Origin of the sequence: Clostridium sp. FP2, assembly GCF_011065955.2 — a bacterium.
Lineage (GTDB): Bacteria > Bacillota > Clostridia > Clostridiales > Clostridiaceae > Clostridium_AD > Clostridium_AD tagluense.
This window is the reverse complement of the sequence record NZ_JAAMNI020000001.1, coordinates 3126294-3144624: the sequence shown is the minus strand read 5'-3', so window position 1 is coordinate 3144624 and position 18331 is coordinate 3126294. Positions and strand designations below refer to the sequence as shown.

Below are 18331 nucleotides of genomic sequence, written 5' to 3'. Positions count from 1 at the left end.
GCAATTTGAATACATTTAGCAGCAGCCTATTTTATGTTTTCGATTTTTTTTGACTATGATAATATTCTAATGACAAATAAATATGTATAATGAAAATAATATGGTGTTAGTGATAAAAAAGGGAACAATAAAATCAAATATTAGAATGAAATGGGTGATGTAAATGACTAAAAGAATTGTAATCCTAGGGACTGGGATTACATCAGTAACAGCAATTAAGGCAATTAGAGAAATAGATTTAGATTCAGAGATATATTTGATGGGACAGGAAAAATTTTATCCATATAACCGAGTAAAATTGTCTAAGGGGCTATTTGATAATCTCGAGGAAAATAGCATACTTCTCCAAAAAAAAGAATGGTATGAACAAAATAAAGTAAAAATATTTATTAATACAAAGGTAGTAAATATAAATACAGATAGATTTGAATTAATATTATGTGATGGTAGTAAAGTGAAGTATGATAAATTACTAATAGCAACTGGATCCAGTAATAATATACCCCCAATTGATGGAATAGGTAAGGATGGTGTCTACACATTAAGAAGCCTTAACGATGCTTTAAATATTAAAAACAGCCTCAATGAGAGTGCACAAGTGATAATTATTGGGGGAGGAATACAGGGATTAGAAATGGCTTGGATAGTGCATCAACATGGCAAAAAGGCTACGATTATTGAATTACAATCAAGGCTTATGCCTTATCAATTAGATAATAAAGCATCAGAAATATTAAGGGATATAATACAGGGTTATGGGATAGAAATATTAACGAATACTGGTGTAGTTAAAATAACAGGAGATACTAAAGTAGCAAGCATTCTTATAGACAAAGAAGTGAAATTAAAGTGTGATATGGTTATTTACTCCACAGGAATCAAGGCTAATAAGGAACTAATTTCGAACACTAAAGTTGAAACCGCAAGAGGAATAGTAGTAAACAATAAAATGGAAACCAATATAAAAAACATTTATGCAGCTGGTGACATTGCGCAGTTCGATAATAAAGTTATTGGACTATGGAATATTGCTATAGCACAAGGGAAGGTTGCAGGGTACAACATTGCCGGTAAGGAGACTGTGTATGAAAACGTAACTCCAGTAACAACATTAAATGCTTTTGGCATTTCATTATTTTCCATGGGGTGCGTTGATGAATCAGAGTCTACAAAGGTACTATTGGATGAAGATGTTAATTTTAAAATTTATAGAAAAATATTTATAAAAAATAATAAGGTAATAGGTGCAATTGTTATAGGCGATATGAAGCGATCGCCACTTCTTAAATCGGCTATAGAAAAAGGAATAAGGATAGGTGATGTTAATTTATCTGTTGATGAGTTATTGGATAAATTAAAGAATAATAAATAATGAGGGAGGTATAAATATGACAGAAATTAAATTTTGTGAGAATAATTTTACTTTTGGAACAGATGAAACTATGAAAAAATTAAAGGAGAACTATCCAAGTGTGGATATATTAGCTGAGGACTGCCTAGGTTATTGTGGAGATTGCGCAGTAGGGCCTTATGCTTTAGTAGATGACGAACTGATACAGGCAGATACTACAGATGAATTATATGAGAAGATAAAAAGCATGATGTAAGTAACAAATAAAACTACATTTCAATGTTTATTTTAGGAACAATAGCTTATTAAAAAACATATGAGAAGGGATGGTATTTATGTCATTTAAAATTAGTGATAAGGTTGATTGGGTTGGAAAAATAGATTGGGAGATAAGAGATTATCATGGTAAAGAGTACTCTACACATAAAGGTACTTCTTATAATTCATATTTAATTAGAGATGAGAAAACGGTGCTTATAGACACAGTATGGCAACCATTCGGCAAAGAGTTTGTAGCTAATCTAAAAAAGGAAATAGATTTAAATAAGATTGATTATATTATTGCAAATCATTCAGAAGTAGATCACAGTGGAGCATTACCAAATCTCATGATGGAGATACCGAATATCCCTATTTATTGCACTAAGAATGGAGCAAAATTTTTAAAAGCTCATTATCACAAAGATTGGAATTTCATTGAAGTTAAAACTGGGGATACATTGGATTTAGGGAAAAACAAATTAATATTCGTGGAAGCAAGAATGCTCCATTGGCCAGATAGTATGTTTACCTACTTAACAGGAGAAAATATATTGTTTAGTAATGATGCTTTTGGGCAACATTATGCATCGGAACTAATGTATAATAACAAGGTTGATAATGCAGAATTGTTTCAAGAAGCAATAAAGTATTACGCAAACATTTTGACACCTTTTAATCCATTGGTTGTGAAGAAAATTGAAGAAATCCTTAGCTTAAATCTACCATTAGATATGATATGCCCAAGTCATGGTATCATTTGGAAAGAAAATCCTCTTCAAATTGCAAATAAATATATGGAATGGGCAAAAGATTATAAAGAAAATCAAATTACAATTATCTATGATACTATGTGGAATGCTACCAGAATAATGGCAGAGGCAATATCTTATGGAATAAAAGAAGTTAATAAGGATATTACAATTAAAATATTTAATTCTTCGAAAAATGATAAAAACGATATTGTAACAGAGGTATTTAAATCAAATATGGTACTTGTTGGTTCTTCAACAATTAATAAGGGAGTTTTGTCGTCTACAGCAGCTATACTAGAAATGATAGAAGGGCTTAGTTTTAAGGGCAAAAAAGCAGCGGCATTTGGGAGTTATGGATGGAGCGGAGAGTCAGTTGAGATAATAACAGAAGAATTAAAAAAAGCAGGATTTGAGATAATAAATGGCGGTATAAAAGAAATGTGGAACCCTGATGAATTAGCGTTAGACAGGTGTAAAGATTTTGGTAAGAGTATAGGAAAAATTGTGGGAGAGAGTATAAAGTAGCTTATAATATTAAGTAAAGCTAAAGGAAAAGTTTTTATGGATAGATATGTTTGGTTAGTAAAAATTTTCTATTAACTTTATACATGCATAAGAAGAATACCCTGTTAATGCAATTTTTGGAGAATAGTATAGATTAAAGATATAATAAACTGCAAACTTGTGTTGTCAAAAAGAAAATCATATTGAAAGTCAAGGATTTTTAATCATAAAGTGATTAGATATTCTTGACTTTCTTCATTTAAAAAGTGAGGGAATTTGTCTGAATGTTTTTAAGATAGAGGAGGATAAACATATCTATTGAAAAGGAGATTATCATCAATCTAATAAAAAGAAAAAAAGCATTATATTAAATCTTCTATTTTGTTTATTCCTTTTATAAATTCAAGTTAATTAATATAAATGAAATAAAATAAAATTATTTTTTAAAATACTTGAAACGTAATTTCAAATATGTTAATATAAGGTCATAAAATGAAAACGTACTCAAAAGAAAAATACTTAACAATAAAGGAGAAAATATGGATAGATTAAATTTGAAAAAATTAACAACAGAAGGTAGAAATGAAAATACCATGGACATAGATAGGATTTCAACATTAGAGATGGTAAAAAAAATTAATAATGAAGATAAAAAGGTAGCAGAAGCTGTGGAAAAGGAACTTCCTAAAATAGCAGAAGCCATAGATTGTATAGTTGAAAGAATGTATAAAGGAGGGCGATTAATTTATCTAGGTGCAGGTACTTCAGGAAGACTTGGAATTTTAGATGCCTCAGAATGTCCACCTACATTTGGAATTTCAGAAGAAATGGTACAAGGGATTATGGCAGGAGGTAAAGAAGCTATATTTAGAGCGAAGGAAGGCGCTGAGGATTCTATGGAACTCGCAGTAAAAGATTTAAAAAATAAAAATATAACAGAAGATGATACAATAGTGGGAATTGCAGCATCAGGTAGAACGCCATATGTTATAGGAGGACTCGAGTATGCAAATGAAGTAGGCGCATTAACCATTTCAATTACTTGTAATGCTAATTCACAAGTTTCAAAGACCGCAAAAATATCAATAGCACCAGTAGTTGGAGCAGAAGTTGTAACAGGATCCACAAGACTCAAATCAGGAACAGCTCAAAAACTAGTATTAAATATGTTATCAACAGGAGCTATGATAAAGCTAGGTAAAGTATATGGCAATCTCATGGTAGATGTAAAATCAACAAATGAAAAATTAATTGAGAGAGCTAAGTTAATAGTTTGCGCCGCAACAGGTATAGGTATTGAAGATGCAACTGAAGTATTAAATAAAACAGATTTTGATGTTAAGCTAGCAATATTCATAATATTATCAAAGCTTAATAAAGATGAAGCAAGGATTATATTGGATCGAAATAATGGGTATATAGCAAAGGCACTAGAAAATATTTAAAGAGGGGGAAAATATTATGATAAATAGAGATATTGCTAAAAATTTAGTGGAGCTCCTTGGAGGGAAAGATAATATAAAGTCTGTAGCAAATTGTATGACGCGTTGCAGACTTGAGCTTAAAGATTTTTCAAAGGCAAAAACAGAAGAAATAAAAAAATCTGAAGGAGCTCTTGGGGTAGTTGAAGACGAGGGACAGCTACAAGTTATTTATGGACCAGGAAAGGTAAATAAGATAACTGAAGAAGTAAGTAAAATACTTGGAAAAAATATAGTTATAGGGGAAGATGCAGTAGCAGAAACTAAAACTAAATTAAAACAAAAAAATAATACTAAGTTTAAAAATATACTTAAAAAATTAGGAAATATATTTATCCCATTAATACCATTATTTGTAGCTTGTGGATTAGTCCTGGCAGTAAATAATATAGCAGGAGTATACTTTGGAGATGCATATAAAACCACAACAGCAGCTCAAATAATAGGACTTATAGGTAATGGTGTATTCTCTATTCTATCAATTTTAGTTGGTGTAAATGCAGCTAAAGAATTTGGTTCACAAATGCCAATGATGGGTGGAGTATTAGGTGGAATTCTTTCATCAGCAGCACTTGCAAAGATAACTCTTTTTGGAAAAGCATTAACCCCAGGACGTGGGGGGATTATTTCAGTAATACTCGTAGTACTTTTAGCTTGTTTTATTGAAAAGGCTTGTAGAAAATTTGTACCAGATGTATTAGATTTATTCGTTACACCACTCGTTACACTTACAATTTCAGTTTTAGTAGCATTATTTATACTTCAACCAATAGGTGGATTTATTTCAGATAGTATAGGACTTGTAGTAGGACAAACAATAGCATCAGATCATATAATAATATCAGTTATATCAGGAGCAATATCGGGAGGGTTATTTTTACCACTTGTTATGACTGGGATGCACCAAGCGTTAACTCCAATACATGCAGATTTAATAGCTAATGTTGGATTTACAGTATTACTTCCGATACTCGCAACAGCTGGAATGGCACAAGTAGGAGCTACTATAGCAGTACTCCGAAAAACAAAAAATGAAAGATTAAAGAAAGTAGCTAAAAATGGATTAGTACCAGGATTTTTAGGAATAGGAGAACCATTAATATATGGAGTAACATTACCACTTGGAAAGCCATTTGTTGGAGCTTGTCTTGGAGCAGCATTAGGTGGAGCGGTGATGGCATTATTTAAGGTAGGAGCCGTTGCAATTGGCGTATCAGGATTACCACTCGCATTATTAATTGCAAATGGGAAAATGGGAGTGTTCTTAATAGGAGTATTGGTGTCATATATAGGTGGATATTTCTTTACTAGCATATTAGGATTCGAAGATCCAGTGGATTAACAAGTTGAGAGAGTTAAAAAAAAGACCCGCAAGGGTCTTTTTAATAAGCAAAACTAATTAATGCAGCTCTGCAAGAGATGATTAAAGGGGAGATTTTTATGAGTTATGGTATTTCAATTTATTTTGGATTAGACAATACAAAGGAAGAAAATATAAAGTTACTAAAGGATGCTCATGAACTAGGCTTTACCAGAATATTCACCTCACTTCATATACCAGAGGCAAATTATAGCATATTAAAGACTGAAGCACGTGAATTTTTTAGTTTAGCTAAAAAATATAATATGGATATAATAAGTGATATTTCTCCTAACACGTTTAAGTTTTTAGACTTAAATGATATGGATTTGAAGGGATTATGTGATATAGGGGTTAAGACTATAAGAATAGATTTTGGATATACAGAAGAAAAAATATCTAAAATGAGTAAAAATCCTTATGGAATTAAAGTTCAATTAAATGCATCAACAATAACTAAAGAGTTTTTTGAAAATCTAGATAGATATTCGCCTAACTATAAAAATATGGATGCGCTGCATAATTTTTATCCTAGAGTGGGTACAGGTATTTCAGAAGAATGTATGAAAGAGAAGAATACTATTTTAAGCAAAAGAGGAATTAAAGCTTCTGCTTTTGTAGGATCAAATAATAGAAAAAGAGGTCCATTATATGATGGATTGCCTAGCTTAGAAGCTCATAGAGGTATAGAGGTACGCGAAGCTGCAAATCATTTGTTTGCCCTGGGAAATAAATCTATATTTATAGGAGATTCACTTCCTGGTAAAAAAGAACTAGAGGATTTATCTAGATTAAATCCAGATGCGGTAGAGCTTTTTATAGAATTAAAAGAATTTGATAATGTAACCTTACGATTACTTACTGAAACTTACACCCAAAGAGAAGATGAGGCTAGAGATGCCATAAGAGCTAGTGAAAGTAGATTACTTCTTAATGGTGAGAAAATAAAGGCATTAAATACAGTTGATAAAAATTATGGAGACATTATAATAGATAATGAGAAATATATGAGATACATGGGAGAATTACAAATATTAAAAGGGAGTCAAAAGAGTGATTATAGGACAAATGTTGTAGCTTCAGTCTTACAAAAGCATATTTATCTATTGAAATATATAACTGGTGGTAAAAAATTTTACTTTAAGATAGTCAATAACTAGAGCTAAAATTAAATGTAATAGGATGTGGAATTATGAATGTATTACAATATATAAAGCAAAATTATGATAGTTTTACAGATAGTGAAAAATTAATAGCAGATTACTTATTAGAAACTAAGGAAAGTATTATATCAATGTCAGCTAAGGATATAGCTGATGCTACTAAAACATCGGCTCCAACAGTTGTTAGGTTTGCTAAAAAAATAGGTTTTAATAGCTTAAATGAAATGAAGCTTACCTTATCTATTAGTTTAGATAAAATGGATCAAGCTATAGAGTTTCAATATTTAGATAAAGATTTAGGAACAAAAAATATAATTCATGCAATAAAAAATTCAATAGATTCTATTATGGAACAGACTGTTAGCATATTAAAGGAAGAAGAACTAGGTAATGCAATAGAGTTACTTATAAATGCTAAAAACATATATATTTTTAGTGTAGGAGTATCAGCTTTAGTAGGCCAAGATTTTTATTATAAATTAAGCAGAATAAATAAGAGATGTATATCACATACAGATACCCATTTGCAAATAACCTCATCTATTTTAATGGAACCAGGTGATGTAGCAATAGCAATATCCTATTCAGGTGAAACAAGGGAAGTTATTAAATGTGTAGAAAACGCAAAAAAAAGGAAAATTCCAGTAATAGCAATAACAAAGGCTAGTGTAAATAATAAGCTAGCTGATCTCTCAGATGTGGTATTGCGTGTGCCAGCAGTAGAAAAATCTTTAAGGGAAGGTGCAATTAGCTCGAGAATATCGCAGCTAGCAATAATAGACATGTTATTTATAGGAATGGCTAGAAATAATATAAAAGAAGTAGAAGGAAAATTAATTGAAACAAGAAAAGCAGTTAAAGAACTTTATAAATAGGAGTAGCAAATAATCTTAATAGTTTCTCCCTTAACTAAAATAAGAATTTAAAAAGCGAGGTGAATACTGTGCCAAATTATATTTTAACAGTAAAGCTAGATACGGAAAAATATCAAGAAAATGTTTTAGATAAAAGATTAGAAATAGGTAGGAATATATATAATAGTTGTTTAGGGGAATTATATAAAAGATATAATAGCATGAGACAATCCAAAGAATATAGGAAAGTTGTTAAAATGACTATAGGAAAATACCGTAACAAACAATTCAATGAATTAAATAAAAAATATGGTTTGACAGAGTATTCACTTCATGATTTTATAAAACCTATTCAAAAACATTTTAAAGGCAATATAGATAGCTTCACCGCTCAAAAAATAGCTTCACGGTGCTTTAGTGCATTTCAAGGATTAATGTTTCATACTGCAAATAGGGTTTGTTTTAAGAAATATGGAGAAATGAACAGTGTAGAAGGAAAATCCAATAAAACAGGAATTAGATTTAGGGATAATAAATTAATTTGGAATGGATTAGAAACAGATGTGATTATAAATAAAAATGATGAATATGCAGAAATTTCGCTATTAAACAAAGTTAAATATTGTAGAATAGTTAGAAAATTTATTCGTGGAAAATATAAATATTATATTCAATTAGTTTTAGATGGTATTCCTCCTGTTAAATATAATAAAGAAACTGGGGAAGTTAAAAATAGTATAGGGAAGGGCAATGTTGGAATAGATATTGGAACTCAAACTATAGGAATTGCTTCAAAATATGATGTTAAATTATTAGAATTAGCACCCGAAATTAATAATATTGAAACAATTAAAAGAAGATTATTAAGAAAACTAGATAGACAAAGAAGAATTAACAATCCTAATAATTTTAATGAAAATGGTACAATAAAACATGGTATAAAATTAATATGGGTTAAATCCAATAAGTATATTAAAACTCAAAATGAATTAAGAGATATTCAAAGGAAACAAGCTGATATAAGAAAGCAAAGTCATAATATTTTAGCTAATAAAATAGTGGGTTTAGGTGATAGGATATTAGTAGAAACAATGAACTATAAAGGATTGCAAAAACGTTCCCAAAATACTACCGTAAATGAAAAAACAGGGAAATTTAATAAGAAAAAAAGATTTGGAAAGTCTTTAGCAAATAAAGCACCAAGTATTCTTTTAACTATATTAGACAATAAATTAAAGTGGAATAATACTGAATTATATAAAGTTAATACTTATAAAATAAAAGCATCACAGTATAACCATTTTGATGAGAAGTATAATAAAAAAAAATTAAGTGAACGTTTCAACATATTTAATATAGATAATGAAGAAATTAGAATTCAAAGAGATTTATATTCTAGTTTTTTAATAATGAATGTAAAAGAAAATTTAGAAGAAATAGATAGAGAAAAGTGTTTCAGCGAATACGGTAATTTTAAAATGCTTCATGATAAAGAAATAAATAGATTATTAAGTAGTGACAATAAGAAAATATCAAGTATGGGAATATAAAAAAATAATAAGGTTTTGATATGAGCCTTTAAACTATCGTTAATTTATCCATTGGGATAATTGGTAGTAAAAGTCTTAGAGAAGTCATTTAGTTCTTATATGTTGTAATTTATAGTTTTTATATAAATGAGAGTATAGGAGAAGATAATGTATTTAAGAACCCCATGCCTTTAGGCGTGGGAGTATCAGAAGGGCAAAACGATAACATACTAATAGATTTAGCATCAAAGGAATATTCCAGTGTAATAGATCTTAGTAAAATAAATATAAAGGTTATAACACCAGTATTTAAGGATTATAAAAATGGAACTCACAAGGTCATAACTATTTACACAAAGAAGGCAAGAGGACTTATGAGCCGATTTATAATTGAGAATAGTATTATTTTGCCAAGTGACCTGAAAGAATTCAATGAAGAGAGATATAGTTATAATGAATATCTATCTTCTGATACAGAATTTGTATTTACCAGATAAAAAGTAAACTAAGTCCCTCCTCATTGGAAAATACCTTATAACTAAACCCCATGAAAGATTGAATTACCAACATTCAAATTTTATAGTTCTTCAGATTCAGCATATTTTTCTAAAAAATTATGATAATACATCTTCTCAGCCTCATCTACTTCTAAGGGCTTACTAAATAAAAATCCTTGAATATAGTTACATCCTGCTGCCTTGAGTGGTTTATATTGCTCTATATACTCAACTCCTTCTGCTACTACTTCTAAATTCAAACTGTGAGCGAGAGAAACAATGCTATCCATAACCGCAATATTATCTCTCTGTAAAAATTTATCACTTAAAGATTTATCTAATTTTATCTTATCAACTGGTAAAAATGTTAAATAGCTTAGAGATGAATATCCAGTACCAAAATCATCTAAGGAAATTTTTATACCTAGAGCCCTTAGCTGATTAAGAAATTCTATGGTTTCTTCTTTTTTTTCTAAAAATATACTTTCTGTAATTTCTATATCAATATATCTAGGTTCTACCATGTTTTCCTTTAATACATTTTGTAAAAACAATAAGTAATTTTTATCGTTCAATTGTATTGCAGAAAAATTAATAGCCACGGGTTTTACATCTAAGCCCTTTTTTTTCCATATTGCTATTTGTTGTATTGCTTGCTTTGTTACCCATCTTCCTATTTCTGGAATGATACCCATTTCCTCTGCTAGTGGTATGAAAATAGCTGGTGATAAAGAGTGTTTTTTTAGTCTTAAAAGAGCTTCGAAGCCTACTATTTTGCCAGTATAAGTGTCCACTTGGGGTTGATAAACCAGTTTGAAGCCATCCTTTTTTAAGCTGTCTCTTAAAATATTTTGTATTCTTGTCTTTTCTTTTAATTTATTAGTCATTTCTTCGTTAAAGAATGTATAATTGTTTTTTCCAGATTCCTTTACTTTATACATAGCCATATCTGCATTCATTATAAGTTGATTAACAGTATTGCTGTGGGTAGGGTATAGCGTAATTCCAATACTGCAACTTACATATACTTTATCGTTATCAATTACAAAATTGTGTTTAAATATATCCACTATTTTTTTAGCATACTTTTCAATTTTTAAAATATCATTTTCTCCTGATACTAAAATAATGAATTCATCCCCACCAAATCGGGATATAAATAAATTTTCATCTTTCAACTTTATAAGTTCTTTCGTAACTTTTTTCAATAAGATATCACCGGCGGTGTGGCCTAAGGTATCATTAATCCCCTTAAAATTATCAATATCAAGCATCATAACAGCACCAAATTTATGTTTAGTAAGTTCAACTGCAATCCGTTCCATGAAACTTCTTCGATTAGGTAAGCCTGTTAAAATATCATTATATGCAAGGTATTTTATATGTTTCTCCTGCTCTTTTAATTTTGTGATATCCAAGAGAATACCATTAATAAGCTTTGATTTTTTACTACTAGTGTTGATACCTCTCCCATGAAATAATAACCACTTGAAATTACCTTCTTTATCTAGGACCTGTGCTTGTGTATAAATTTCCTCGATTTCGCCTCTTTTATATTGCGTAAATTCCCTCATGAAATTTTCTTTATCTTCTATAGAAAAAATCCGATCTAGAACTTTATCTATTTTTTCTTTTGAATTAAAGGATATGCCTAAGATACCTTCTATCTCATTAGAAAAAAACATCATTTCATCTTCTAGGTTAATTTCCCATATAGCACTATTGGTGCTCTCGATAGCAATTTCATATTTTTGTTTTAAATCTTGTATTATTTCTGTATAGCTCTGTATCTCATCATATTGAGCTCTCAATTCTTCCTCGGAGGTGAGTAGTTGTTGATAGGTAGCCGATATTTCTTGGTTAGAAGATTCTAGTTCTTTTTCTTTCTCACTTAAATTTCCATAGAGTTCATCTAATTCGTTGTAATTATTATTTAGTTTTATAATACTAGCAAGAATAATTAAAATGACAGTGGATGCGCCAAAGATTATTATGCTCATCATATTAAACAGATTTACTTGGGACTTAGTATCTTCTTTAGAAATTATAGTACCAACAGACCAACCATTGATTTCTATTGATGAATAAGCAAAATATTTTTCTTCGTTTTTATAAGTTAACTGCTGTACACCAGTTTTTTCAATGAGCATTTTATTTCCAATTTCTCCTAGTATACCCTTTTCTTTAGTAAGATTAGTAGTAGGGGATAGTTCTTGACCTTTTTCGTAAATAATTGTACCGTTATTTGAAATTAAAACAATATTACCACTGTTTCCAATAGGATAGGAATCTAAATAGGTTTTTATTTGTTTAATATTTACGTCGATTCCTGCAAATCCAATAATGTTATTTTTGTCTAGCACTGGTGCTATGGCAGATATGACCCACTCTCCTGTAAGAGTATCCTTATAAGGGTTCGTATAGGTTATTTTGCCATTGTTTTCAACTACTTGGGTATACCACGGACGATTCTTTACTGTATAATTATTAGGCATTTCTGAGTTATATTCATTGTTTACTAAATCATTGCCAGAATATATAGCAAGCCATGACCAAAATATATCCTTATCTGTACTTTTAATTCTTTTTAAAGTATTCACCACTTTTTTGTAATTAGGGTTTTGCATTTTGGTGGACTTAGGTTTATTTTCTTTTATATAGTATGTAAGATCTTCATTAGTTAACATTTGGTTAGCTATCTCACCATAGCGAATAAAATAACCAGTTATTTCTTTAGCGATTATCTGTGAATCTTTTTTTAAACTTTTAGTAACATTACTCTCTAGATTTTTTCTCATTTTAATATTAAAAAATATACCTAAAAATAAAAAAATAAAAATAAAAATAATAATTGCAATATTCAGATATTTAATTATATTTTTTTTGTTTGTGAATTTCATAAGAAGAGTCCCCCCTTGTTGTTTATCTCAACATATCAAATATGATTCATTTATTAGTAATATTTGTAATTCGACAAAAAATATAAAAATCCTCTTTCTATATATGCTAAAACTAATATAAAAATTTAAAGTGAAAAATAAAAAGAGCTAAAAATAGGGCTATATAACAAAAAATGTAGAATGGTATCAACTAAAAAAAAAACTAGTTTTATTTCATCAATTTATTGAGAAATATCTAGTTTTTTTCGAAAATGGATACGCTGTTTGAAGGGGGGATTATTAAAGGCCTTTTTATATTTCTTTCTGGTAGCTACTATAAATATAATTTAGTTTCAATTCTTCTATCATATTCTGACCAATTTCCAGATTCTGTTTTATCCTTTACTTGAGAAATCTTATTCATAGTAGCATCTATGGAGTCAGCGTAATTAACTATAAATGATTCTTCCATTTTCATTGCTCTTGGAGAACCAAATTCAAGCTTTCCATGATGCTGAACAATGCAACCTTTTATCCTAGTGATGAAATCTTCTGAATATAATGTTGGATTTTCTCTAATAGCTTTATCTATTAACGCTACTCCAATAACAATATGACCTTCCATTTCTCCTCTAAGGGTATATTTAAAAGGACCATCATAATATAATTCATAAATCTTCCCAATATCATGAAGTTTTGCTGCAAGTAACGCTATTTCTGTTCTCCTACATTCATATCTCTCACAAAGCATAGCAGTTAAATACATAACATTTAGGGTATGTTCCGCAAGACCACCTATATAATTATGATGCATTGACACTCCACCTATTCCTCTTTTAAACTTATCTAAAACTATTTCATTCTTAAAGAAATAGTCATTTAATGCCTTACCTTCACTTGAAATAATATATTTGTTTGTATATACTTCTATTTCCTTCATTATTTCCTCAATAGGTCTCTTTACCGTTGGAAGATAATCTGAGAGATTATAATCTGAAATAAGTTCATATTTTTTAACATCTAGATTTCTATCTTTAACCCCTTGAATCGCTAGGACGCTTCCTTCTTTAATATCTCCATTTTTACTGGGTATATTAGCTTTTATTTCTCCACTTTTATCAACTAATATGCATACAACCTTAGAAGAATCTTTGACTAGTATTTTCATTACCATTAATGAAATTTTTATATTACTTTCATTTTTTATATCGCATAAAAAATTCTCTTTTTTATTCATATCTTTCCTCCAGAACAAATTTATTTTTAAAATATAGCATATGTAAAAAAACTATTTATATTTATTACTATACCATATTTATTTCTACCAGATACATATATGCTTCTAATTTTTGTAATGCAGTTCTGTAGAGTGCGGGAATTTATTTCTAAAGAACCAACAGAAGATAATGGAAACTTTATGGACTTGCCACTGCCTCGTTGGTAGATTTAAATTATATAGCGTGATATTCAGGAAAATACACTAATGTTGTGATATAATAATAAATTAATGATATTGAATATATTTAGAATATATTTAGAATATGAATATGAAAGAGGTAAATGATGATTAATGAAAAGAATATTAAAACTTTAGGAACACATAGCGGTAAATTTCATGCAGACGATGTTATGGCTACTGCCATACTTAGTCTACTATTAGGGGATATTAAAGTAACAAGAACAAGGAATGAAGATATACTTAGGAAACTAGACTTTGTTTATGATATATCCCTAGGAGAATTCGATCATCACCAATTAAATAAAGAAATAAGAGAAAATAATATACCTTATGCCGCTTGTGGATTAGTTTGGAGAGAGTTTGGGTCTCGAATAATAAAAAAGTTTAATCCAGAGTTTGATGAAAATGATATAATATCAATTTTCGATTATGTTGATAAAAATTTAATGCAAGGTATTGATGCTACAGATAATGGCATAGATATAAAATCAGAAATTAAAGTAACTTCCATAAGTGATATTATCCAAAGTTTTAATCCTACATGGGATTCTATCGCATCCAAAGATGAGGCATTTGAAGAAGCTACTTTATATGCTACTGAGGTTATAAAAAGGATAATAAGCAGGCAAGTTTCTGTTATAAAAGCAAGGATTATAGTAAATGAGGCCTTTCAAAATAGAGATATTAATGAGATAATGGTTTTAAAAAGGGGTTGCCCTTGGCTACAACAGTTACTTAAAATAGATATAAATAATGAGGTATTGTTCGTTATTTCTCCAGGTGATAATGATGCAGAGTATAAGATTCAGACAGTGAAGAAATCTGCTGATACTTTTGAAGCAAGAAGAGATATATTAGAATCTATTAGAGGAAGATCAAGTGATGAAATAAATTCTATAATTAAAATAGATGATGCTATATTTTGTCACAAAGCTGGGTTTATAGCATCAGCTAAAAGCATGGATAGTGTTTTAAAAATAGCAAAATTATCAATTTAAAACTTATATAAAGAATAGAAAAAAGTTAATGTGACTCTAAAATGCATCCTATAAAGTAGACAATTTAAAAAAGTCTACTCTATAGGATATATTTATGTATAATAGAGAAAAACATGTAATCCATTTTAGTTTATAATATAAGTAAATCTGAGATGTAAGGGGATTATTAAAATGAGAATTATATTTTGTAACGTTACATGGTTAAAAAATTATATAGGAGTAAGTGAGGATAATAAACTCAGCAAAATTTCTGGAGGGGAGAAAGATGGAAATAATGAGGCTTATGAATCATATAATTTTCAAGATTATAACGGGAAATGTTATGGATACGTATCCAATAGAGGTGGCTCTCTGCATTTAGAAAGATTTGAAAAAGCAACAGTAAACGATGATAGTGTAGATAATGTGCTTGTAATATGGGTTGCGAAACAGGTGAAAACAGGAAAAAATGTCATTGTTGGTTGGTATAAAAATGCCACTTTATATAAATACTCACAAGAATTTTATCCTTATGGGGGAATAGGCAGAGATTTATATTTCAGTATGGAAGCCAGGAGTAAAGAGTGTTTTTTGCTACCTGAATTAGAAAGAGCATTTGAAATGCCTAGATCTATAATTGTTGAAAAAGATATGGGTATGGAGAAACCTAATATATGGTATGCAGAATCTGGTTATGCTAAAACAATGTTTATTCCAAAAGTTTTAGAGTTTATGCAGTCATACAAGGGAGGATTTATAAATTTAGTCTATTCAGAAGAAGTGCTTCAAAAGACGTTAAATATATCATTGGAATATCAACCTCTTATAGACAAAGGAGAGGAATTAATTAATAAGGAAGATTTTTATAATGCACTTCTCTATTACAACACTGCAAGGAAGATTAATGATACTGCAGATGCTTTATTTGGAGTAGCTGAATCACTAATAGGTTTGAATATGTTTAGTAGAGCTATTATAGCTTTTGAAGGTGCTATAAATATGGAAGGTGATAAAGCTGATTCATTATATTATTTACAATGTCTGTATATGAATACTGATCAATTTATAAAGGCAGTTAAAATTTGTGATAGAATGTTACAGTTAGTAGATAAAAGCGATGTAGAATCAATTTGTAGTATTTATTATTATAAAGTTTATGCATATAATGCGTTAGAAGATGACATGCAGGCAATTAAATGCTTAGATTTTATTATAAAGGCTACGGCTGATGAAGAATTTAGAAATGATGCTATAGGCATGAAATCAGAATTGACTTAAAATGAATAATAGTGTAATTATGGGTGTTGATATACAACTTAAATTTAAGAAAGGTAGTTGGAGGGGTTTTGATGAGTGTTTTTGAGATTATTATGTTATTATGTTTTGGTGTAGCGTGGCCTTTTTCGATATATAAATCCTATAAATCTAAATCGGTAGAAGGTAAAAGTGTAATATTTCTGATTGTTGTGATAATTGGATATGCTTCTGGAATATTGCATAAAATATTTTATAATTATGACAAGGTTATATATCTTTATGCCACAAATATGACCATGGCATCTATTGATTTTATGCTGTATATAAATAATTGGAAAATTGGAAAGAAAAATGAAAAAATAGTAAATTAATTAGTTAGAATTTAGAGTGAGTATCAGTGGCTGTAGTAGTCATTGGTGCCTTTTTAGTTCAAAAACATAACATTATTATTAGATTGGGCGTTTATTGTATATTTAATATAAAATGTACACGCTAATAGCTAATGGACAGGGTGGTAATATATATATTAGAAGATTACAATCTCTTTTAGACGTATACTATGCAAACATTATTATTTACAAAAAAAAGATAATGAGAATTAATATGGCATAAAGTTTAAAATATAAAGAGTAGAGGAAGGTTTGTCAATATGAGAAGACTATGATAATATATAAGCATATAAGGATCTCCCTATATTTTTTTTGTGAATTTTAAGTTAGCAATTGTTATTTTACAAGTACTAAAAATTACACATATAAATAAATAGACTCTTCGCACAAACTTTAAAAAAGAAACTTAAAGTAATTCTTATATAATAGAATTAACAATAACGAATGGAGGAAATGAAATTATGTTAGATTTGCCTAGTTGTCCAAAATGTAATTCAGAATATACTTACGAAGATAGAAGTCTTTTTGTATGTCCAGAATGTGGTCATGAGTGGAATTTAGAATTAGAAAGTGAAAATAGTGAAGATACAAAGATTATCAAAGATGCAAATGGAAACGTCTTAAAAGATGGTGATTCTGTAACAATAATCAAAGATCTTAAAGTAAAAGGAAGTTCATCAGCTATAAAAATAGGTACAAAAGTGAAAAATATACGGTTGGTCGATGGAGATCATAATATTGATTGCAAAATTGACGGTTTTGGAGCTATGGAACTAAAATCTGAATTTGTTAAAAAGATATAAATGTGGGTTTAATTCACCCATTATGGGTATTTAACAATATGAAGTATCTGCCAATGCAGATGCTTTTTTCATACCCATTTTAGGGTTTATAAATTACCAATGAAAACTATTTTATACTTTAATGTAAAAATACTACAACTTTACTTGTGAAAACATAGTATTTCCATCTTTATCTAATAATACAGTGATTCCTCCAGCGTAATCTTCAATATTAATCAAATAGTTTGTTATTGTTCCGTTATCTAGAATTATTTTACTAGTTACGGCTAAGGCATAAGAATAGTCATCTATAGCTTTAAATCTATTATTTTGGCTTTTATCTTCTTTATTAAACATTTTTTCCTCCTATTATTTTCCTTAGATAATATCATATGGATTTTTATTAAATATTATATCTATAAACTTTAACAACTCTCTTTAATATAGCCCAAAATTAAAGTTATATACTTCATGTACCAAGAACAATTCGTCAATAAAAGCTAACATCACTTATAGGATATGGTTTGGTACCGTAAGATTTAGGGCTGTTTAATATAGCTATTTAAGAACAAAGAAAAATACAATAATTAAAAATTATACAATTTAATGTATTTTTATTGTTAATTTTCATTTTTGTATTTTTAGCATTAGATTTATATGGAATTAATATCAAAGTTCTTATAAGTATAATTATAAATTTTTACATTATAGCCAAAGTTATAGTATAACTAGGTTTAGAGTGGTAATTTGCAAGAATTTAGCCACTAAAATTTTTCTTCCCATGAGTTAAAATTTGTGGTAGACTTATTTTTATCACAGAGTTGTGAGAATAATAA

The 18331-nt window shown here is 29.0% G+C and carries 16 protein-coding genes; 13 read left to right on the top strand and 3 right to left on the bottom strand.

Translation table 11 applies throughout. From position 1 onward, the window contains the following. Positions 1-163: 163 nt before the first annotated feature. The 9 genes from G9F71_RS15150 to yaaA all read left to right on the top strand — a co-directional run bounded on the left by G9F71_RS15150 (position 164) and on the right by yaaA (position 9752). Positions 164-1372 carry an NAD(P)/FAD-dependent oxidoreductase gene (locus G9F71_RS15150; protein ID WP_164950269.1) on the top strand — a complete coding sequence of 403 codons (1209 nt, stop codon included), beginning with the start codon at positions 164-166 and terminating at the stop codon, positions 1370-1372. 16 nt (positions 1373-1388) lie between these two features. Next, entirely contained in the window at positions 1389-1607 is a 219-nt protein-coding gene (locus G9F71_RS15145) for a DUF1450 domain-containing protein (protein ID WP_164950270.1), read from the top strand. A 79-nt stretch (positions 1608-1686) separates the two neighbouring features. Continuing rightward, entirely contained in the window at positions 1687-2889 is a 1203-nt protein-coding gene (locus G9F71_RS15140) for an anaerobic nitric oxide reductase flavorubredoxin (RefSeq protein WP_164950271.1), read from the top strand. A 518-nt stretch (positions 2890-3407) separates the two neighbouring features. Next, on the top strand, positions 3408-4313 hold the full coding sequence (murQ, locus tag G9F71_RS15135; RefSeq protein WP_164950272.1) for an N-acetylmuramic acid 6-phosphate etherase: 906 nt from the start codon (positions 3408-3410) through the stop codon (positions 4311-4313). Positions 4314-4329: 16 nt separating this feature from the next. Further along, on the top strand, positions 4330-5691 hold the full coding sequence (locus G9F71_RS15130) for a PTS transporter subunit EIIC (RefSeq protein WP_164950273.1): 1362 nt from the start codon (positions 4330-4332) through the stop codon (positions 5689-5691). A gap of 98 nt (positions 5692-5789) precedes the next feature. After that, positions 5790-6869, top strand: a complete 1080-nt coding sequence (locus tag G9F71_RS15125; RefSeq protein ID WP_164950274.1) for a DUF871 domain-containing protein — start codon at positions 5790-5792, stop codon at positions 6867-6869. 32 nt (positions 6870-6901) lie between these two features. After that, positions 6902-7747, top strand: a complete 846-nt coding sequence (locus G9F71_RS15120) for a MurR/RpiR family transcriptional regulator (RefSeq protein WP_164950275.1) — start codon at positions 6902-6904, stop codon at positions 7745-7747. 68 nt (positions 7748-7815) lie between these two features. Next, the gene (locus tag G9F71_RS15115) at positions 7816-9276 is read left to right on the top strand and encodes a transposase (protein ID WP_224626424.1); all 1461 of its coding nucleotides are present in this window, start codon (positions 7816-7818) and stop codon (positions 9274-9276) included. 164 nt (positions 9277-9440) lie between these two features. Next, complete coding sequence (yaaA, locus tag G9F71_RS15110) at positions 9441-9752, top strand: peroxide stress protein YaaA (RefSeq protein WP_164949899.1); 312 nt, start codon at positions 9441-9443, stop codon at positions 9750-9752. Positions 9753-9832: 80 nt separating this feature from the next. Here yaaA and G9F71_RS15105 read toward each other — a convergent pair whose 3' ends face one another. Both G9F71_RS15105 and G9F71_RS15100 read right to left on the bottom strand, forming a co-directional pair. Beyond that, positions 9833-12652, bottom strand: a complete 2820-nt coding sequence (locus tag G9F71_RS15105) for an EAL domain-containing protein (RefSeq protein ID WP_164949898.1) — start codon at positions 12650-12652, stop codon at positions 9833-9835. Between the two features lie 313 nt (positions 12653-12965). Continuing rightward, a complete protein-coding gene (locus G9F71_RS15100; RefSeq protein WP_164949897.1) occupies positions 12966-13868 on the bottom strand; it encodes a 3'-5' exoribonuclease YhaM family protein in 903 nt (300 codons plus the stop codon). 326 nt (positions 13869-14194) lie between these two features. On the opposite strand from G9F71_RS15100, the gene G9F71_RS15095 reads away from it, so the two are divergent. From G9F71_RS15095 to G9F71_RS15080, 4 genes are all read left to right on the top strand, one after another. Further along, positions 14195-15088 carry an MYG1 family protein gene (locus G9F71_RS15095; protein ID WP_164949896.1) on the top strand — a complete coding sequence of 298 codons (894 nt, stop codon included), beginning with the start codon at positions 14195-14197 and terminating at the stop codon, positions 15086-15088. A 171-nt stretch (positions 15089-15259) separates the two neighbouring features. Beyond that, entirely contained in the window at positions 15260-16345 is a 1086-nt protein-coding gene (locus G9F71_RS15090; protein WP_164949895.1) for a tetratricopeptide repeat protein, read from the top strand. A gap of 71 nt (positions 16346-16416) precedes the next feature. Next, on the top strand, positions 16417-16695 hold the full coding sequence (locus G9F71_RS15085; protein WP_164949894.1) for a hypothetical protein: 279 nt from the start codon (positions 16417-16419) through the stop codon (positions 16693-16695). Between the two features lie 479 nt (positions 16696-17174). Continuing rightward, a complete protein-coding gene (locus G9F71_RS15080) occupies positions 17175-17516 on the top strand; it encodes a zinc ribbon domain-containing protein YjdM (protein WP_164949893.1) in 342 nt (113 codons plus the stop codon). Between the two features lie 132 nt (positions 17517-17648). On the opposite strand, the gene G9F71_RS15075 is transcribed toward G9F71_RS15080, so the two are convergent. Beyond that, the gene (locus tag G9F71_RS15075; RefSeq protein WP_164949892.1) at positions 17649-17852 is read right to left on the bottom strand and encodes a DUF6440 family protein; all 204 of its coding nucleotides are present in this window, start codon (positions 17850-17852) and stop codon (positions 17649-17651) included. Positions 17853-18331 lie beyond the last annotated feature (479 nt).